We start from the raw sequence: 18,434 nt of genomic DNA on the forward strand, positions 1-18,434 counted from the left end.
GCGCGCGGGGGCCCCGGGCGGGGGTGGTTTTCTGTTTTGGCCCCGGGGGGGTGCGGCGGCTGGGGGGGGGGGGGGGGGGGGGGGGGGGGGGGGGGCCGGCCCCGGTCGGGCCCCGCCCCCGGGTTCTCAGGCCACCGGCGACGCGTACGCCGGGTCCTTCATCAGGAAGGTGGCCAGCGGCTCACCCTCCTTCGCGGCGAGCGCGGTGAAGGTGACGCCGAGCAGCGCCGCGGCCTTGCGGGCCAGCTTGATGTCGTCCGACGCGGTGACCTGGCCGCGCGGGATGACGAAGCGGTACGTCACGTCCGTACCGTCGGTGAACTCCAGGCCGAGGGCGCGCTCGTCGAACTGCGGGCCGTCCGGGATGGCGTACGAGAAGACGCCCTCCGCGCTGGCCACCGGCTCCACGGCGTCGCCGCCCATGAAGAACGGCAGGGTCGCCTCGTTGAACTGGAGCATCGAGAACTTCAGGGTCAGGTCGCGGTCCGCGTAGATGAAGCGGGCCGGGCTGACGGACTGCCAGGTCTCGACCGGGTCCAGCTTGTCCTTCTTGGCGAAGGTGACGCCGTCGGTGGAGGTGTAGCCCAGGTCCTTCCACACCTGGGGGTCCCAGTCGGTCGCGAAGTTGGCCGGCGCGCTCGCGCCCGCCGCGGCGACGAAGAGGCGGCCGGTGCCGGCGATACGGATCTGGGAGGAGTCGTTCGCAGATGCCATGAGGGCTCCTTGGTGAGGTGTGGTGCGTGAGGTGGTGGTGCCGGGACGGGTGGTGCTGCCGTGGGTACGGCAAAGGCCCCGCCGGATCGGCAGGGCCTTGTCTGTGGGGCGTACGGGGCGTACGGGGGCCCGCAGTGGGCCTCCGGGGCGCCGGGGTCAGTCCGTACGCATCGAGAACCGCATGACGCAGAGGTAGCGGTTCGCCGCCGGGTAGAGGTATTCGGGCAGCCAGCGCGGTCCGTCCGCCTCCACGACATCGGTGATCGTCGTGGGGCCGTACCGGGTGCCGCGTGCCTTGAGGAGTTCGGCCCGGGCCGCGTTGGCCAGGAGGTGGGCCGTGGGCTTGTCCGGCCCGTAGCACTCCAGTTCGATCAGCGGCAGATCCAGATGGAGATCGTCGATCCAGGCGCCGCCCCGGCGCGAGACGATCACGGCCTTCTGGGTGCCGTCGAAGCCGGGCGGCGGGGTCTCGTCCACCGTGGCGTCGGCCAGTTCCGGCCGGTCGGAGAGGAGTTCCACGACGATGGCCTCCACGTCGGGAAACGTGCTCGGGGGAGTGCTCATGACGGCATATCACTCCAGTTCGTAGGGGTCGGGCCTGTGGCCGGAGCCATGGGCCCCGGGTACGCCAGCGGCGGAGCTGCACCCCGGAGGGAGGTGGGCACAGCTCCGCCGCTGCACCCATTGTGATCCATGTCGAGCGAGAGCGCAACTAGTGCGCGTGGGCGCGCAATTAGTGACGGTCCGGAATCGATCCGGTTCGCGGTGGTCACTCAGGGCTTGCGGGCGATACGCTGCGTATCGAACATGTATTCGAGAAGGTGGCGGTGAGATGAGCGGGGAGCACGAGAGCGATGCGCAGCAGCGGCTGAGTGAGATCGTCGCCGTGGTCGTGGAGGTGGCGGCCGAGGCGGGTGAATCCGGTACGTACACCGGTGAGATGGCCCGGACGCTCACGGCGGTGGCCGTGAAGGTGGGGGCCCGTGTCGCCGTCGAGGCGGAGGTGCGCGGATTCGCCGGCGGCTGGCAGGAGGCCGTCACTCTCCTCGGTACGGGGACGCCCGAGCCTCCTCGTGCGGACTCGGTTCCCGCCGGGGAGCCCGAAGGGCCGCGTGGGCGCGCGGCGCTCTGACCCGTCCACGCGAAAGAGCCGGCCGCCCTCCCCCGCGCTGTGGCGAGGTGATGAGGGCGGCCGGCCGGACTTGCTCGTTCGGAGCGGAGGTTCGGGGCGGGGGTTCGGGCCGTGGTCAGCGCGTCGGCGTCGGCGTCGGCCGGCGTCCGCGCGCCGCGCGTTCCGCGGCGAACACGTCTTCCAGCCGGTAGAGCAGGGCACGGCCCTGGCTCCCCGCCGGGGTGAGATGGCCGAGCTGGACCCACTTGCGGATGGTCGCCGGGGCCACCTCGACCTCGCCGGCCGCCAGTGCGCCCGTGATCAGTGGCGTGGTGGAAGCGTTCACCGCACGGTCCCGTCCGCCGGGTCCTCCGACACGGCTTCGGCCATCTCCCGCGCGTCGCCGCCCGTCGAGGCCGCGAGCCGCGCCCAGGAGTCCCGCTCCCAGAGGTGCCGGTAGGCCGGATCCGTACGGCAGTCGCACTCCCCGGCGTCGCACCGGCAGGCCGGGTTGACGCAGAGCACCGCCCCTCGGGACGGGAACGCGCGCAGGGACACCGAATCGCACCACGGGCAGCGGCCCCCCACCCGCGCCATCGGTTCCGTGTCGCCGAGCGCGCGTCCGCAGCGCCGGGCCATGCGGCGGGTCTCGTCCCGTACGTGCGCCGCGAGGACCCGATGGGCGGCGATACGGTCCAGCAGCCGGGCCAGCCGCCCCAGTCGCTCGGGCACCGGCGCGCGGCGGGGGCGGCCGAGGCCCAGCTTGTCGTGGACGGCCTCCTCCAGTTCGACGACTCCGTCGGTGATGTCGCGGATCGCGTCCGAGATGTGCAGCCGCAGTGGGGCGGTGGAGTGGCCGGGGACGGCGAGGCCGTGGCGCTGCTCGACGAGCAGGGCGTCCGCGCGCTCGGCGCGGAAGCGTTCGGAGTCGGCGGCGAGTTGGCCCGGGGTGCGGTGCGGGTGGTCACCGGCCGTGGTGGTGGCAGGGCCGGTGACGGCTCCGGGGATCAGCTCGGTCAGCAACTCCGGGTACTGACGTATCAGCACATCCAGCCAGCGGGCGGCGGCGTCGGCCGCTGGCCTGCCCGGGTGGGCGTCGGGGGTGGAGGCGGCGTGGCGGCCGGGGGTTTCGTCACGGCTGGTGGTGCGGCTGGTGACGGGCATGGGCGCTCTCCCAGGGCAGACGGGTCCGGGTGGCAGGTCCGGGCGGACAGGGCCGGGCGGATGGATCCGGGCGGATGCATCCCGGCGTACGGATCCGGGTGTACGGATCCGGGTGTACGGATCCGGGCGGAGGGGTCCGGGCGTGCGGATCCGGACAGGCGGCCCCGGGCCCCGCGACTGGACGGTGACCTCATGGTCACTCCGTGTCGCGACACCGACACTGACACGTTGCGCGCTCGCGCGCAATCATCTTTGGGGGTGAGTTCCCGTGGCGGTGGTGATTCGGTGGCGACGCATCAAGGGGGGAGGTCTTTGCCGAATCCGCACACTTGGCGTCTTACTCGTGCATAATTCCGTGCGCGCAAGCGCGATACGCTGGTTCGGCTTCGGAGGGAGGCGCCCCACCCATGACCACCAGTGACCTTGATCAGTTCGCCGCCTGGGTCGAAGAGCTGATCCGTCGCCGCGGCTTCGACATCGACAGTCCGCGTGGCGGAGGCAAGTCCCGGCTGGCCGACGAGGCCGGCGTGCACCGAGCGGCCATCACCCGGCTTCTGCACCGCCAGAGCATGCCGGACCTGGAGACGACCCGGCGGCTCGCGCGCGTGCTCGGGGTTCCGGTCCGCGACATGCTGATCCGCTCCGGCCGGCTGACCGAGAGCGACCTGCCGCTGCCGGATGCGCGGCAGCTTTCCGACGGGGCGGGGGCCGGTCCTTACGAGGTGCGGCGGCTCACCATCGAGGAGGCCGCGATCGGGCTCGGCGTGCCGGAGGAGCAGCGGGAGATGTTCATCCGGATCGCCGGGCAGTTCCTGCCGCCCCCGGCGGCCCGCGGCGCGGACCGGACGCCGCTCGCCTCGGAGTGAACCCGGGCCGGGCGGGCGCCGTGCCCCGGCTCGGGAGCGTCCCGATCCGCCCTCCCTCCTGGCCATGGTCGGGTAGTAGGGTGATTCGGCCTGCGCTGCACGGACGCGGAGGTCAGTCCCCCAGGGGGTGCCGTCGGTCGCGGCCCGTGTGGCCGACGCGACCGACGGGGGCGGCTGACGCGCGACGCGAAAGAGGGACGGTGCGTGGCCGAGGGGGAGGAGAAGACCCGGCAGCGGCGTGCCGGTAGGCGGGGGCGGGGCGCGGCCGACCGCGTGAAGCCGCCGACTCCGCCGGCACCGTCGAATTCGCCGGATCCGCCTGGCTCACCGGGTCCGTCGGCATCCTCGACCCCGTCGGCACCGTCCGATGATCACCAGCCTTCGCAAGCCCCCGGGCCGCTGCCGCCGTCGGCACCGCCGTCGCCCGGGCTGCCGGAGTCGCCGGAGTCCTCCGGGCCCTCCGGTTCCTCCGAGCGTGCCGGGCCGGCCGACCCGCCGCTCGATCGCCAGGGCCTGCTGGCCCGGCTCCACGAGCACCTGGAGCACCATGCGCCGGAAGACCTCCTGGTCGTGTCGCGCGACGAGCTGGGGGAGCGGGAGATCGCGGCGTACGCGGACGGCTGGCGCGACGCCATGGCCACGTACGAGGCCGGGCGTGAGCGGGCGGGTGCCCGGCCGGGTCCGCCGCCGCGGCTGAGGCTGGTCCATCGGGGGAACGCGGAACCGGCCCCCGCGGCGCCCCCGCCCGGCGACGTACCCCTCGCCCCCCTCGACGACGCCCAGCCGGACGCGGCCCCGGCCCCGGACGCGGCCCCGGCCCCGGACGCTGACCCGGACCCGGCTCCGTCGGAGGCGCTACCGCCCCGCGCGGACGTCTCCCGCCCCGCCACCGCCGGTCTCGTACCCAAGAACCCCGGCTCGCGGGTGCCCACCATCCCCCGGCTCGGCTCTCCCCGTAGCCTGGGCAGGCGGGCGCGGCGCGGTCCCGCCGGTGAGCCGACGCCCACCCGGGACCAGGCGCGGGAGCAGGCCAGGGAGTGTGATCCCGAGGGTCCGTCCCCGGCCCGTCCGGATGGCTGAATCGGGCCAGGTCGCGAGGGCCGTCCCGGGCGCGTCCCGTGCGTGGGCATTTGTTTTGACCGGAGTCGATGAGGTAGGTACGCTCAGACCTTGTGCCTGGGGTGTGCCTGGGCTCCTGTGCGTGTCCTCAGCCGCACGAGGAGTTCGAGTACGGGCCACCGCAATCTGCGCCTTCCTCGCTTTCGGCGAGGGCTTTGCAGTATTCGACACACCCGACCGCGTGGGTCGGTGGTGTTCCAGGTTAGTTCCACTAACGGCACACAGAAACCGGAGAAGTAGTGCCTACGATCCAGCAGCTGGTCCGGAAGGGCCGGCAGGACAAGGTCGAGAAGAACAAGACGCCCGCTCTTGAGGGATCCCCTCAGCGTCGTGGCGTCTGCACGCGTGTCTTCACGACCACCCCGAAGAAGCCGAACTCGGCCCTCCGGAAGGTCGCGCGTGTGCGTCTGACCTCCGGCATCGAGGTCACGGCCTACATTCCGGGTGAGGGACACAACCTGCAGGAGCACTCGATCGTGCTCGTGCGTGGTGGCCGTGTGAAGGACCTGCCGGGTGTTCGTTACAAGATCATTCGCGGTTCCCTCGACACCCAGGGTGTCAAGAACCGCAAGCAGGCCCGCAGCCGCTACGGCGCCAAGAAGGAGAAGTAAGAATGCCTCGTAAGGGCCCCGCCACGAAGCGCCCGGTCATCATCGACCCGGTCTATGGTTCTCCTCTTGTCACGTCACTGATCAACAAGCTTCTGCTCAACGGCAAGCGTTCCACCGCCGAGCGGATCGTCTACGGCGCCATGGAAGGCCTCCGCGAGAAGACCGGCAACGACCCGGTCATCACGCTGAAGCGCGCGCTGGAGAACGTCAAGCCCACGCTTGAGGTCAAGTCCCGCCGCGTCGGTGGCGCCACCTACCAGGTGCCGATCGAGGTCAAGCCCGGTCGCGCCGGCACCCTCGCCCTGCGCTGGGTCGTGGGTTACTCCCGCGCCCGTCGTGAGAAGACGATGACCGAACGCCTCATGAACGAGCTGCTCGACGCCTCCAACGGTCTCGGCGCCTCGGTCAAGAAGCGCGAGGACACGCACAAGATGGCCGAGTCCAACAAGGCCTTCGCGCACTACCGCTGGTAGTCGCTCCCCACATCGAGACCGAGAGAAGATTGAGCCTTATGGCCACCACTTCGCTTGACCTGGCCAAGGTCCGCAACATCGGGATCATGGCCCACATCGACGCGGGCAAGACGACGACCACCGAGCGCATCCTGTTCTACACCGGTGTGAGCTACAAGATCGGTGAGGTCCACGACGGCGCTGCCACGATGGACTGGATGGAGCAGGAGCAGGAGCGCGGCATCACGATCACGTCCGCCGCGACGACCTGCCACTGGCCGCTCGACGACGTCGACCACACCATCAACATCATCGACACCCCGGGTCACGTGGACTTCACGGTCGAGGTGGAGCGTTCGCTCCGCGTCCTCGACGGTGCCGTCACCGTGTTCGACGGTGTCGCCGGTGTGGAGCCGCAGTCCGAGACCGTATGGCGGCAGGCCGACCGTTACGGCGTGCCCCGCATCTGCTTCGTCAACAAGCTCGACCGGACCGGCGCGGAGTTCCACCGCTGCGTCGACATGATCGCGGACCGCCTCGGCGCCATCCCGATCGTGATGCAGCTTCCGATCGGTGCCGAGATGGACTTCAAGGGCGTCGTCGACCTCGTGACGATGAAGGCCTTTGTCTGGTCCGCCGAGGCGGCCAAGGGCGAGATGTACGACGTTGTCGACATCCCGGCCACGCACACCGAGGCGGCCGAGGAGTGGCGCGGCAAGCTGCTCGAGGTCGTCTCGGAGAACGACGACGAGCTGATGGAGCTGTACCTGGAGGGCGTCGAGCCCACCGTGGAGCAGCTCTACGCGGCGATCCGCCGTATCACCATCGCGTCGGGCAAGTCCGACGGTGTGACCATCACCCCGGTGTTCTGCGGTACCGCGTTCAAGAACAAGGGCGTCCAGCCCCTGCTCGACGCGGTCGTGCGTTACCTGCCGACTCCGCTGGACGTCGAGGGCATCGTCGGCCACGACGTCAAGGACCCGGAGAAGGAGATCACGCGCAAGCCCTCCTTCGACGAGCCGCTGTCGGCGCTGGCGTTCAAGATCATGAGCGACCCGCACCTCGGCAAGCTCACCTTCGTCCGGGTGTACTCCGGCCGTCTGGAGTCCGGCACCGCGGTGCTGAACTCCGTGAAGGGCCGCAAGGAGCGCATCGGCAAGATCTACCGTATGCACGCGAACAAGCGTGAGGAGATCGAGTCGGTGGGCGCCGGCGACATCGTCGCCGTCATGGGCCTGAAGCAGACCACCACCGGTGAGACGCTGTGCGACGACAAGAACCCGGTGATCCTGGAGTCCATGGACTTCCCGGCGCCGGTGATCGAGGTCGCGATCGAGCCCAAGTCCAAGGGTGACCAGGAGAAGCTGGGTGTGGCCATCCAGCGGCTCGCGGAGGAGGACCCCTCCTTCCAGGTGCACAGCAACGAGGAGACCGGCCAGACCGTCATCGGCGGTATGGGCGAGCTCCACCTTGAGGTGCTGGTCGACCGCATGCGGCGCGAGTTCCGCGTCGAGGCGAACGTCGGCAAGCCGCAGGTCGCCTACCGTGAGACGATCCGCAAGACCGTCGAGCGCGTGGACTACACGCACAAGAAGCAGACCGGTGGCACCGGGCAGTTCGCCAAGGTGCAGATCATGGTCGAGCCCATTACGGACGGCGACGTCCCGTACGAGTTCGTGAACAAGGTCACCGGTGGGCGTATCCCGAAGGAGTACATCCCTTCGGTGGACGCCGGTGCGCAGGAGGCCATGCAGTTCGGCATCCTGGCCGGTTACGAGATGACCGGCGTGCGCCTGACGCTGCTCGACGGTGGCTACCACGAGGTCGACTCCTCCGAGCTGGCCTTCAAGATCGCCGGTTCGCAGGCGTTCAAGGAAGCCGCCCGCAAGGCGTCTCCCGTACTCCTTGAGCCGATGATGTCCGTCGAGGTCACCACGCCCGAGGACTACATGGGCGATGTGATCGGCGACATCAACTCCCGTCGTGGGCAGATCCAGTCCATGGAGGACCGGGCGAACGCCAAGGTCATCAAGGGTCTGGTGCCGCTTTCGGAGATGTTCGGCTACGTCGGAGACCTCCGCAGCAAGACCTCGGGTCGCGCAAGCTACTCGATGCAGTTCGACTCCTACGCCGAGGTTCCCCGGAACGTCGCCGAGGAGATCATCGCGAAGGCCAAGGGCGAGTAACTCGACCGAGTCCACGCTTTAGGCTTGTCACCGGCAAGCCCTGGGGTTCCCCGCCGCAGCCCATGCGGCGTGGGGTCCCGGGCCCCGGTATCCCAGCAAAGATCACCTGGCGCCGATGAGTAAGGCGTACAGAACCACTCCAGGAGGACCCCAGTGGCGAAGGCGAAGTTCGAGCGGACTAAGCCGCACGTCAACATCGGCACCATCGGTCACATCGACCACGGTAAGACGACCCTCACGGCCGCCATTACCAAGGTGCTGCATGACGCGTACCCGACCCTGAACGAGGCCTCGGCCTTCGACCAGATCGACAAGGCTCCTGAGGAGCGCCAGCGCGGTATCACGATCTCGATCGCGCACGTCGAGTACCAGACGGAGTCGCGTCACTACGCGCACGTCGACTGCCCCGGTCACGCGGACTACATCAAGAACATGATCACGGGTGCGGCGCAGATGGACGGCGCCATCCTCGTGGTCGCCGCCACCGACGGCCCGATGCCGCAGACCAAGGAGCACGTGCTCCTGGCCCGCCAGGTCGGCGTTCCGTACATCGTTGTCGCCCTGAACAAGGCCGACATGGTGGACGACGAGGAGATCCTTGAGCTCGTCGAGCTCGAGGTCCGTGAGCTGCTCTCCGAGTACGAGTTCCCGGGCGACGACCTGCCGGTCGTCAAGGTCTCGGCGCTCAAGGCCCTTGAGGGCGACGCCGAGTGGGGCAAGACCGTCCTCGACCTGATGAAGGCCGTCGACGAGTCGATCCCGCAGCCCGAGCGCGACGTCGACAAGCCGTTCCTGATGCCGATCGAGGACGTCTTCACGATCACCGGTCGTGGCACCGTCGTCACCGGTCGTATCGAGCGTGGTGTCCTGAAGGTCAACGAGACCGTCGACATCGTCGGTATCAAGACCGAGAAGACCACCACCACGGTCACGGGCATCGAGATGTTCCGCAAGCTGCTCGACGAGGGCCAGGCCGGTGAGAACGTCGGTCTGCTCCTCCGTGGCATCAAGCGCGAGGACGTCGAGCGCGGCCAGGTCATCATCAAGCCGGGTTCGGTCACGCCGCACACCAGCTTCGAGGCCCAGGCCTACATCCTGTCGAAGGACGAGGGTGGCCGTCACACCCCCTTCTTCAACAACTACCGCCCGCAGTTCTACTTCCGTACCACGGACGTGACCGGCGTCGTGACCCTCCCCGAGGGCACCGAGATGGTCATGCCGGGCGACAACACCGTCATGACGGTCGAGCTGATCCAGCCCGTCGCCATGGAGGAGGGCCTCAAGTTCGCCATCCGTGAGGGTGGCCGGACCGTCGGCGCCGGCCAGGTCACCAAGATCAACAAGTAATTGCTGATCTGATCGGATCTCATGGTCCGGTCCGACCTGGTAGCTCCTCGGAGCAACCTGTGAAGGGCCCGTACGACTTCGGTCGTACGGGCCCTTTCGCTGTGGGCCACGGGGGATCCCGCGCCGGCTCGCGGACCGGCTCCGGGGCGGACGAGGATCCGGCGGCGCTCCACCTGGGGGAGTGGATTCACGCGGCACGGCCGCAGCCGCCGATGGAGCGGTGGAAGACGGAGCCGCACGCGGTCCGGCCGTCCCGCGACGGGGAGAAGGCGCTGGATGCGGCGCTGCCGGCGGACACCCGCCGGAGCTGTTCGCGGCGGCGTGTGGAGACGGGGAAAGGGTCCGGCCGTTCCCCAGGGGCGAGATGGATGGCGGGCCGCTTCCGTGCCATGATTCCGGCTATCCGAGGGTGCTGGGCAAGGGGGACACATCATGGATGCTCTGGCCGTCGCAGGCGAGGTGACGCCGTACATCACGGCCGCGGTGGGGGCGTACGGCACCGCGGTGTTGACCAGATCCACCGATACGGCCGCTGACGCCACGGTCTCCCTGGGACGCCGGATCGTTCAGCGTCTGTGGGGCCGCGAGGAGAGCCGCGCGGCCATCGAGGGCGCCGTCTCCAACCTGGCGGAGCTACCGGACGACGAGGACTTCCAGGCCCTGCTGCGGGCACACGTCAAGCGGGCTCTCCTCGACGACCCGGACCTGGCGGCGGAGATCGCCCGTATGCTCCCCGCCACCGGTACGTCCTTCACCGCCTCCGGCGAGGGGGCCGTGGCCGTGCGGAACAACTCCGGGATCATCAGCACGGGCAGCGACGCCACCATCCAGCGATGAGCCGGCCCCCCGGCGCCGCGGCCTCGGCCTCGTCCTCGGCCTCCGGAGACCGTGCGGCAGCGGCGGGCACCAACCACGGCGTCATCAGTACGGGCGATGGCGCCACGATCGACCAGCGCACCGTCCATCTGCCCGCCGCAGCCCTCAGGCCGCCCGCCGATGTCGAGGCACCGGGCGCGCTGACCAATCTGCCGGCCCCGCCCAGCCCTGTCTTCGTCGACCGGCAGTCGGACATGGGCGAACTCCACGCGGCCCTGAACGACGGGCTTCCGGCGACACCGTCCGTGGTGTACGGCCTGGGCGGCGTCGGCAAGAGCGCGCTCGCCCTCCACTTCGCCCATCACCACCGGGACCGTTACAACCCCGTCTGGTGGATTCCGGCGGAGACGCCCAGCAGCATCGCCGGTGCGCTCGCCGGCCTCGCCGCCGGTATCAACCCGTTCGGGTGCCTCGCCTCCGCGAGCAGCGCCGAGAACGCCGCCTGGGCGGTCAACTGGCTCCAGGCGCACGAGGGCTGGCTCCTCATCTTCGACAACGCCGCCTCACCACGTGACCTGGAAGCGGTCATCGGCCCGCTCGGCTCGGGCCGCCACCTCATCACCAGCCGCCGGTCGACCGGATGGCGCCGGCTCGCCAGGCCCCTGGTCCTGGAGACGTTGCCCGCCGACGCCGCGGTGGACATGCTCGTACGCCTCATCGACGACCAGGACGCCGACGACGGCCACGACGCCGACACGGGCGGTTCGGACGGCCCCGGCGGGGCCGACGGACCTCTCCTTGAGCGGATCGCCGCGGAACTGGGCCACCTGCCCCTGGCGCTGGAGCAGGCCGCCGCCTACATCGAATACACGGCGATCACCCCGACCACGTACCTTGAGCGCCTGCGCCGCCATCCCGCCCGGATGTTCGCCGCGTCCGCGCCCGCGTCTCCGGGAGCGGCGGGGGCGGCGGGAGCTGAGGTTCACCACCACCGTACGGTCGCCCGCATCTGGCAGCTCTCCCTCCAGGCCATCACCGCCGAGAGCCCCCTCGCGGGGGACATCCTGCGCACCTTCGCCTGGTTCTCCTCCGCGCCGGTACCGCGCGAGTTGGCCCACGCCCTGCACACCGATCCGTTCGTGGTGGACGACGCCCTCGCCCTGCTGCACACGTACAGCATGATCACGCTGACGCGCCGGACCTTCTCCCTCCACGGCTTGGTGCGGGCCGTGGCCCGTACACCCGACTCCGCCGATCCGAACCGCGCGGCCGATTTGATCACCGTGGCCCGGGAGCGGTCCGAGGGCGTGATGTGGCAGTCCCTCCCCGGCGACCCGGTCTTCGACGTCACCGGCTGGGAACGATGGCGGGAGCTGCTTCCCCATATCCACGCCCTGCTCGCCCTGTTGAACCCTGAACAGGACACGCGGGCCACGGCCGACATCAGTTTTCTGGCGTCCGGGTTTCTGCAGGGTGAAGGCCACATGGCGCAGGCGATCTCCTACTCGCGGCGCGCTGTCGACGCGTTCGTACGGATCTACGGTCCGGACGCCCCGAGGACCATGGCCGCCCGCAGCTTCCTCGCGAGCGCCCACCGCACCGCCGGCGATCTGGAGAGCGCCCTCCCCCTCCACCTGGGCAATGTCGCCGACTGCGAGCGTGTTCTCGGCCCGGACCACCCGGACACTCTGGTGGCCCGTGGCAACCTCGCCTACCTGTACGCCCTGAGGGGGGAAACGGATCGCGCCCTGGAGCTCAACCGGCGCAACCTCGGGGACTACGAACGTACCGTCGGCCCCGACCACCCCCACACCCTGAACGCGCGGGCCAACCTGGCCAGTTCCTACAGAGCCGCCGGGGACCTGGCCCGGGCCGTCGCCCTGCACGAGCAGTCCTTGGCGGAGTACGAGCTGCATTTCGGCCCGGACCACCCCGAAACCCTCACCGCCCGCAGCAACCTCGCCCGCAGCTGGGAAATGGCGGACGACCTCGACCGCGCCATCGCCCTTCACGAACGCGTACTCACCGACCGGGAGCGCATCCTCGGCCCCCACCACCCTCATGTCGACCTCGCCCGGAACCTGCTCGCCGGGGCCAGGCGGGCACACTCCGAACCAGGAGCCGACTGACACCGCGCCACAGCCGCGCTCGGCAAGGGCCGCCGAACGGCCTTGTCCACGCGAAGGCGTCAAGTAGTCGGACGTGCAACGCAGTTGAGGGCCCGGGTGTTGTCAGTGGGCGCCGGTACGGTTCTGGGAAATGCCGCCGGTCCGCGTCGCCCGGGCCGGTACCGGACGACGCTAGGAACGTACATGGAACCGGTCTTCGCTGATTTCTCCACCCGTCCCGCCAAGCTGTCGAACGCCGTCGTCGGCCATCACCGGTGCGGGATCGCCTCCTCGCATCTCGCGCTGGGCGGCGGCGGATACGTCAAGCTGGACTTCGCGCTGGACGAGCGGGAGGAGATCGCCGAGGCCGTCGTCACGGTGACCACCCTCGGCGGCGACGCGCCGATGGACGTCCGTCTCAACGGCAAGGTGCTCGGTGACAGGCCGGCCGTTCCGGGAGACGGTGGGCACGGCGCCGTCCAGGAGGCCGTGTTCGCGGCTCCTGGCGATCTGCTGGCGCCCGGCGACAACATCCTGGAGATACGCGGCCCGGAGGGCACGGACACGCTGCTCCGGCTGCGAGCCGTCACCGTGGACCCCGCCCACGACAGTGGCCGGGCCGAGCGGGCGCTCGCGGCCAGGGCGGCCACCCGGTCGGTCGTCTCCTTCGCCACCGAGCGCCGCGCGCCCGGTGCCACCGTGTGGCAGCCCGCTCCCCGGCTGCTGTTCCACCTCGACGGCGGTGAGCGGGCCGTCCCCGCCCACCTCGCTTGGCGCGGCGCCGACGGCTCGGACGCGGCGATCGGGCTGCGGGCCGACCTGTCCGGGTTCCAGGGACACTGGCGGGGAGCCGACGGAGCGCTCGCCGAGTACCGCGGCACCCTCACGGACCGCACGGCCTACCCCGAGGGCACGGCCGGCGCACCCCTCCACCTCTTCTCGACGGAGGAGGCCCGGGGCGAGAGCTGGTCCCCGTCCGGGGAGCTGAGGCTGCTGCTCGACGCGGGCGGGGCCCCGGTGGAGCGGGTGTCCTGGACCGACCGGCGCGGCAACACCGCCTCCGTCGTGCTGAGTTCCCCCGCCACTGCCGCGGCGGCGGTCACCACCGGCGAACTGCGCGATGTCACCCGTACGGTCACCGACGTACGGGCGAGCGAGGAGTTCGGCGCGGGAGGGGAGGTCGCGGAGAACCTGCTCCGCGGCTCGCACGACAAGTGGCTGGCGCACGACGGCACCGCCGATCTCGAATTCGTCCTCGACCCGCCCGCCGCGGTCTCGGCCTACCGGCTGACCTCGGCGAACGACGCCCCGGGCCGGGATCCGAGGGACTGGGAGCTGGCAGGTTCGTACGACGGACGCACCTGGTCGGACCTGGACTCCCGCAGCGGCGAACGCTTCCGGGGGCGCTTCGGGACGAACGAGTACCAGTTCACCAACACCACGCCGTACACCCACTACCGCTTGTCCATCACCGACAACGCGGGCAGCTCCGAGACTCAGCTCTCCCGGGTCGAATTCCTCGCCGGTGAGATCACCACGGGCCCGACCCCCGACGCCGCCGACTTCACCGGCTACCGCACGCCCGCCGGGGGCGAACCTGTCGGGTACCGGGGTACGACCGTCCCCGGACCGTGGTCCGACACGGAGCCGCAGGACGGTCACGCGGAGGAACTGCTCGCCGGGGACCTGGGGGAGACGGCCCGCACCCTGGACGACGCGGCGCGCCTCATCGGCAAGCTGGCGGCGTACATGAAGAACTCCGGATGAGCCACACCGGATGAACCACACCGGATGAACCACACCGGATGAGCCTCGCCGTACGAGGCCCACGACGGGGCGGAGACCTGCGGGGGGCGGGCAGCGCGACTCAGCACGCTGCCCCCTCGCAGGGCAGGGTCACGAGGTCTGCCGACCGGCCGCCGCCAGGATCCGCGCCAGCTCGCACGGCTGCGAGAACATCGGCCAGTGCCCGGTGTCCATCGGTATCAGCCGCCATCGCTCGCTCTTCAGCAGCGCGGCCACGTCCGCGTTCGGCTCGGCGCCGTCGAGCAGACACTTGACGTACGTCGCAGGAAGCCCGCCCGCCACCAGCACGAAATCAGTCATGCCGAAAACGTAGCGCGGGGGTCCGGCAACCGGCCGGTCCGCCGGACGTCACCCGGGCGACGCCAGGCCCCCCGTTCCACGGCATCGGTCAGGTCACGGGCCGCTGTGCGCAAGCCGCTGTCGTCGGGGAGCACGACCAGCCCGTGGTGCGCGGCCCCGTGGCACCCGATCCGCTCCCATGCCCCTCGGGCCACCGGCACATCGGGCTCCGGTCACCTCGACGGCGACGTGGCGGGCCCCGTCAGCGGGCGAGGTGTGCCAGCGCCGCGCCGACCTGGCCCAACGGGTCGTCCCCGACCGGGCGCAGGACCACCGTGTCGGCTCCCGCGTCCCACAGGCTCTCGATGCGGCGGGCCGCCGTCGCCGCGTCGCCCGCCGCGAGGAAGACCTCTTGGGGCGGGATGCCCAGCCACGCGGTGTACTCCTCGACCACCGGCGCGATGGCCGTGGCGACGCGGTCGGGCCGGTCGTCCACGAACAGGTGGGTGAAGGCGATGAGTTCGTGCGAGGGAGGGGCGGACGCGGACGCGCGGCCCTTCGCGATCGTGTCGAGCGCGGCCTTCAGTACGTCAGGACCCTGGCCCTCGGCCATGACCGTACCGTCGGCCACGCGCCCGGAGAGCTCCAGCGACCGGGGGCGGACGACACCGGCGACGACGGGCGGTGCCGTTTCCGGGGGGTGGACCAGGCGTACGCCGTCGATGTGGACCGCGCGGCCGTCCACGGTCGTGGTCCCACCGGTGAGCAGGCCCCGTACCGCCGTGATCGTCTCCTCCAGCAGCGCGAGCTTGGTGGGGGAGGCGGCGCCGACCTGGGCCATCCAGTCGTGGGCGCCGTGCCCGACGCCCGCGATGATCCGGCCCGGGAACACCCGTCCCAGCGTGGCGAGTTCCATGGCGAGGAGTGCCGGGTTGCGCAGCGGCGCGGGCGCGATGCCGATGCCGACCCGCAGCCGGGAGGTGGCGGCCAGCGCGAGCGTCGCCGAGGAGACCGAGCCCGCCCAGGCCAGGTCCTCCACGACCCACAGGTCGTCCGCGCCGAGCTCTTCGACCGCGGTGGCGTACGCCGCGAGGTCTTCCGGGCGCCCGTCTCTGTCGAACATCACGCCGATACGGCGGGAGGAAGTCAATTCACTGGTCATCCGATGACCTTACTGAGTGGGGCAAGAGGGTTCCGTGGGTTTTCGCGGCCCGTTCGTACGCCACCGGCCTCACCGTCCGCCGATGGGCCGGGGCAGGCAACCAGCTGCGCCCGCCCCCTCGTTCAGGGGACGGGCGCACGGTGTGGTGGAAAGGGGCGGCGGGGCGAGGTGGGCACTCCAGGCCCGCTCACTCCTCCAGCGTCAGACCCTTTCTGAGCTTGACCAGAGTCCGGGTGAGCAGCCGCGACACGTGCATCTGCGAGATGCCCAGCTCCTCCCCGATCTCCGACTGCGTCATGTTCGCGACGAAGCGCAGGGAGAGGATCGTACGGTCACGCGACGGCAGCGTCGCGATCAGCGGCTTCAGCGACTCGACGTACTCGATGCCTTCGAGGCCGTGGTCCTCGTACCCGATCCGGTCCGCCAGGGCGCCCTCGGTGTCGTCGTCCTCGGGCTGGGCGTCCAGCGAGCTCGCGGTGTACGCGTTGCTCGCCGCCATGCCCTCGATGACCTCCTCCTTGGTGAGGCCGAGGCATTGCGCCAGTTCTCCGACGGTGGGCGCGCGGTCGAGGCGCTGCGCCAGTTCGTCGCCCGCCTTGGCGAGGTCGAGGCGGAGTTCCTGGAGTCTGCGCGGGACGCGCACCGACCACGACGTGTCGCGGAAGAAACGCTTGATCTCGCCGATGATCGTCGGCATCGCGAAGGTGGGGAACTCGACGCCGCGGCTCAGCTCGAAGCGGTCGATGGCCTTGATCAGGCCGATCGTGCCGACCTGGACGATGTCCTCCATCGGCTCGCTGCGGGAGCGGAACCGGGAGGCCGCGAACTTGACCAGGGCGAGATTCAGCTCGACCAGGGTGTTACGGACGTACGCGTGCTCGTGGGTGCCCTCTTCCAGGGTCTCCAGGCGAGCGAAGAGTGTCTTCGACAGGGCTCGGGCATCCACCGCACCCACCTCGTCGAAGGGCGGGATCTCGGGCAGGTCCAGGGGTCCGTCGGAACCGCCCTCGAAAACCTCGGACGGCCAGGCGTCGTCGGCCGGAGTGACGTCGGTCTCAAGAGCTGCGGGCGGAGTTGCCGACGGCGCGTTCTGGGTACGCGGTTCGTCGAGCCGGGGTGACATGGTCTCCTCCATACGTTCTCGGCATATGGCTGCCGAAGCCGATACGTGTTGCTACGGTTTGCGGCGCCTCCAAGCCGGTCGCGTCGGACGTGTCCTACTAGCCCTACCCGGTAGGCACGGAACGTTGCAAGTGTTAATTGAGGTATATGTCCGTATTATGGGGGAGTTTGGGTACCGCCTGACGTGTGAAAGGCGTAATGTTCGACGGACGTCATCACCTTGTGATGACGTCGAGACGGACCACTGTCGACATGGTCGGCACCATCGGCGAAGAGGGACGGGCATGGACCGCCAGACGGTCGGCAGCGCGAACCGGGGCCGGCTTCAGGTCGGAGTTCGGACCGAGGGCCGGAGCGAGGTAGTGACGGCGGCCGGTGAGTTGGATCACCATACGGCCGAACTGTTGCGGGAGCCTCTGGACGACGCCGTTGGGCGAGGCCGGGTGCGCCTGGTGATTGACTGCTCACAGCTCGAATTCTGCGATTCCACCGGGCTCAATGTGCTGCTCGGTGCCCGTCTGAAGGCGGAGGCCGCCGGTGGCGGGGTTCATCTGGCCGGGATGCTGCCCGTCGTGGCGAGGGTCTTCGAGATCACGGGTGCGAACGCGGTCTTCACGGTCCACGACTCGCTCGCGGACGCCCTGGCGGATTGAGCCGGCCCCGAGGGGACGGAGGGGACCCGATGGAAGCGGACCGTGCCGGTCCGGCCCCGTCGACCCTGGCCCGGACCCGTCGATCCTGGCCCCGCGGGCACGATCGGACCCTTTCATGGTGTCTTTTCCGCCTTGTCACGGCCTCCGGGGCCTGTGTGTTGCATGTGTCACGACGTCCGAACCGTGAAGTGGGTGTTGTCACGATTCGGAGGGGCAGAAGACCCCGGGCAGGCCCGTGCGGGATCCTGGGCTCGCACAATTGATGAAGCTGCGTTGAAGTCGTTGCAGTCGTACTGATGAACTCACACATTGGTGAATCGGTGAGGTGAAGCGCTGATGAGCACCACCCGGCAGCCGCCGCCGGGCGACCTCGGCCCCGAGTCGGACCGGCCGGGGCGTCCCTCCGTGGCGTCCGACGCGCGGGTGCGGACGCTCGTACTGGCCGGCGCCAGCGGTGTCGTCCCGCTCGCGCGTGACTTCACCCGCCAGGCGCTCCACGACTGGGGCTGGCTCCCGGCGGCGACCGCCGACCGCCGCGCGGCGGCGGAGGACGTGCTGCTCGTCGTCTCCGAGCTGGTCACCAACGCCTGCCTGCACGCCGGCGGCCCCGAGGGGCTGCGCGTCGCGTACACCGCGAAGGTGCTGCGGCTGGAGGTCACCGACCGGGGTACGGGCCAGCCCGCGCCCCGCACCCCGCACCGCGCGGGACGCCCCGGCGGGCACGGCATGTTCATCGTGCAGCGGCTCTGCCTCGACTGGGGTGTCGTCAGGACGCCCGGGGCCCCCGGCAAGACCGTATGGGCGGAGCTGTCCGCTCCGGCGTGACGCGCGTAGCCGTACCGCCGCCCGCCGCTTGAAGCCTCGTACGCGCGGAGCTCACGTACGGCAGGAGCCGCCGCGCCGATGACCGGCGCGGCG

19 protein-coding genes and 1 pseudogene are annotated in these 18,434 nt (G+C 70.3%); 12 read left to right on the top strand and 8 right to left on the bottom strand.

The window, feature by feature from the left end:
- Positions 1–126 precede the first annotated feature (126 nt).
- On the bottom strand, positions 127–714 hold the full coding sequence (locus tag ACFXPL_RS17680; protein WP_329828570.1) for a phage tail protein: 588 nt from the start codon (positions 712–714) through the stop codon (positions 127–129).
- 156 nt (positions 715–870) lie between these two features.
- Positions 871–1,278 carry a hypothetical protein gene (locus ACFXPL_RS17685; RefSeq protein WP_384919593.1) on the bottom strand — a complete coding sequence of 136 codons (408 nt, stop codon included), beginning with the start codon at positions 1,276–1,278 and terminating at the stop codon, positions 871–873.
- Between the two features lie 268 nt (positions 1,279–1,546).
- On the opposite strand from ACFXPL_RS17685, the gene ACFXPL_RS17690 reads away from it, so the two are divergent.
- Positions 1,547–1,846, top strand: a complete 300-nt coding sequence (locus tag ACFXPL_RS17690; protein ID WP_384919596.1) for a hypothetical protein — start codon at positions 1,547–1,549, stop codon at positions 1,844–1,846.
- A 115-nt stretch (positions 1,847–1,961) separates the two neighbouring features.
- Here the strand turns inward: ACFXPL_RS17690 and ACFXPL_RS17695 are convergent, their stop codons facing one another.
- Both ACFXPL_RS17695 and ACFXPL_RS17700 read right to left on the bottom strand, forming a co-directional pair.
- Positions 1,962–2,171, bottom strand: a complete 210-nt coding sequence (locus ACFXPL_RS17695) for a hypothetical protein (RefSeq protein WP_384919598.1) — start codon at positions 2,169–2,171, stop codon at positions 1,962–1,964.
- Positions 2,168–2,989, bottom strand: coding sequence for a hypothetical protein (locus ACFXPL_RS17700; protein ID WP_384919601.1), 822 nt, complete (start codon positions 2,987–2,989; stop codon positions 2,168–2,170). Before ACFXPL_RS17700 ends, ACFXPL_RS17695 begins: the two co-directional genes overlap by 4 nt.
- 407 nt (positions 2,990–3,396) lie before the next feature.
- Between ACFXPL_RS17700 and ACFXPL_RS17705 the strand changes: the two genes are divergently transcribed.
- From ACFXPL_RS17705 to tuf, 6 genes are all read left to right on the top strand, one after another.
- On the top strand, positions 3,397–3,855 hold the full coding sequence (locus ACFXPL_RS17705; RefSeq protein WP_384919604.1) for a helix-turn-helix domain-containing protein: 459 nt from the start codon (positions 3,397–3,399) through the stop codon (positions 3,853–3,855).
- A 570-nt stretch (positions 3,856–4,425) separates the two neighbouring features.
- Complete coding sequence (locus ACFXPL_RS17710; RefSeq protein WP_384919607.1) at positions 4,426–4,935, top strand: hypothetical protein; 510 nt, start codon at positions 4,426–4,428, stop codon at positions 4,933–4,935.
- A gap of 278 nt (positions 4,936–5,213) precedes the next feature.
- On the top strand, positions 5,214–5,585 hold the full coding sequence (gene rpsL, locus ACFXPL_RS17715; RefSeq protein WP_003948652.1) for a 30S ribosomal protein S12: 372 nt from the start codon (positions 5,214–5,216) through the stop codon (positions 5,583–5,585).
- 2 nt (positions 5,586–5,587) lie between these two features.
- Positions 5,588–6,058, top strand: a complete 471-nt coding sequence (gene rpsG / locus ACFXPL_RS17720; protein ID WP_384919609.1) for a 30S ribosomal protein S7 — start codon at positions 5,588–5,590, stop codon at positions 6,056–6,058.
- A 38-nt stretch (positions 6,059–6,096) separates the two neighbouring features.
- Complete coding sequence (gene fusA, locus ACFXPL_RS17725; RefSeq protein ID WP_384919612.1) at positions 6,097–8,223, top strand: elongation factor G; 2,127 nt, start codon at positions 6,097–6,099, stop codon at positions 8,221–8,223.
- Positions 8,224–8,376: 153 nt separating this feature from the next.
- Positions 8,377–9,570, top strand: a complete 1,194-nt coding sequence (gene tuf / locus ACFXPL_RS17730) for an elongation factor Tu (RefSeq protein WP_384835611.1) — start codon at positions 8,377–8,379, stop codon at positions 9,568–9,570.
- Between the two features lie 187 nt (positions 9,571–9,757).
- On the opposite strand, the gene ACFXPL_RS17735 is transcribed toward tuf, so the two are convergent.
- Positions 9,758–9,961, bottom strand: coding sequence for a hypothetical protein (locus ACFXPL_RS17735; RefSeq protein WP_384919615.1), 204 nt, complete (start codon positions 9,959–9,961; stop codon positions 9,758–9,760).
- 41 nt (positions 9,962–10,002) lie between these two features.
- Between ACFXPL_RS17735 and ACFXPL_RS17740 the strand changes: the two genes are divergently transcribed.
- The 3 genes from ACFXPL_RS17740 to ACFXPL_RS17750 all read left to right on the top strand — a co-directional run bounded on the left by ACFXPL_RS17740 (position 10,003) and on the right by ACFXPL_RS17750 (position 14,261).
- A complete protein-coding gene (locus ACFXPL_RS17740; protein ID WP_384919618.1) occupies positions 10,003–10,407 on the top strand; it encodes a hypothetical protein in 405 nt (134 codons plus the stop codon).
- Positions 10,404–12,515 (top strand): tetratricopeptide repeat protein, encoded by a 2,112-nt coding sequence (locus ACFXPL_RS17745; RefSeq protein ID WP_384919621.1) that lies wholly within the window; start codon positions 10,404–10,406, stop codon positions 12,513–12,515. The genes ACFXPL_RS17740 and ACFXPL_RS17745 overlap by 4 nt, the downstream gene beginning before the upstream one ends.
- 183 nt (positions 12,516–12,698) lie before the next feature.
- Entirely contained in the window at positions 12,699–14,261 is a 1,563-nt protein-coding gene (locus ACFXPL_RS17750; RefSeq protein WP_384919624.1) for an alpha-1,2-mannosidase, read from the top strand.
- A 129-nt stretch (positions 14,262–14,390) separates the two neighbouring features.
- Here ACFXPL_RS17750 and ACFXPL_RS17755 read toward each other — a convergent pair.
- From ACFXPL_RS17755 to ACFXPL_RS17765, 3 genes and pseudogenes are all read right to left on the bottom strand, one after another.
- Positions 14,391–14,576 (bottom strand): annotated as a pseudogene (locus ACFXPL_RS17755) (alpha/beta hydrolase); the annotation flags it as partial.
- 265 nt (positions 14,577–14,841) lie between these two features.
- On the bottom strand, positions 14,842–15,741 hold the full coding sequence (locus tag ACFXPL_RS17760; RefSeq protein WP_384919627.1) for an LLM class flavin-dependent oxidoreductase: 900 nt from the start codon (positions 15,739–15,741) through the stop codon (positions 14,842–14,844).
- A 187-nt stretch (positions 15,742–15,928) separates the two neighbouring features.
- The gene (locus ACFXPL_RS17765) at positions 15,929–16,864 is read right to left on the bottom strand and encodes an RNA polymerase sigma factor SigF (RefSeq protein WP_384919629.1); all 936 of its coding nucleotides are present in this window, start codon (positions 16,862–16,864) and stop codon (positions 15,929–15,931) included.
- A gap of 283 nt (positions 16,865–17,147) precedes the next feature.
- Here ACFXPL_RS17765 and ACFXPL_RS17770 point away from each other — a divergent pair, with 283 nt between their 5' ends.
- Both ACFXPL_RS17770 and ACFXPL_RS17775 read left to right on the top strand, forming a co-directional pair.
- On the top strand, positions 17,148–17,516 hold the full coding sequence (locus ACFXPL_RS17770) for an STAS domain-containing protein (RefSeq protein ID WP_384919632.1): 369 nt from the start codon (positions 17,148–17,150) through the stop codon (positions 17,514–17,516).
- 336 nt (positions 17,517–17,852) lie between these two features.
- Positions 17,853–18,341 carry an ATP-binding protein gene (locus tag ACFXPL_RS17775; protein ID WP_384919635.1) on the top strand — a complete coding sequence of 163 codons (489 nt, stop codon included), beginning with the start codon at positions 17,853–17,855 and terminating at the stop codon, positions 18,339–18,341.
- Positions 18,342–18,434: the final 93 nt, after the last annotated feature.

It is taken from the genome of Streptomyces sp. NPDC059092 (genome assembly GCF_042756365.1).
Lineage (GTDB): Bacteria > Actinomycetota > Actinomycetes > Streptomycetales > Streptomycetaceae > Streptomyces.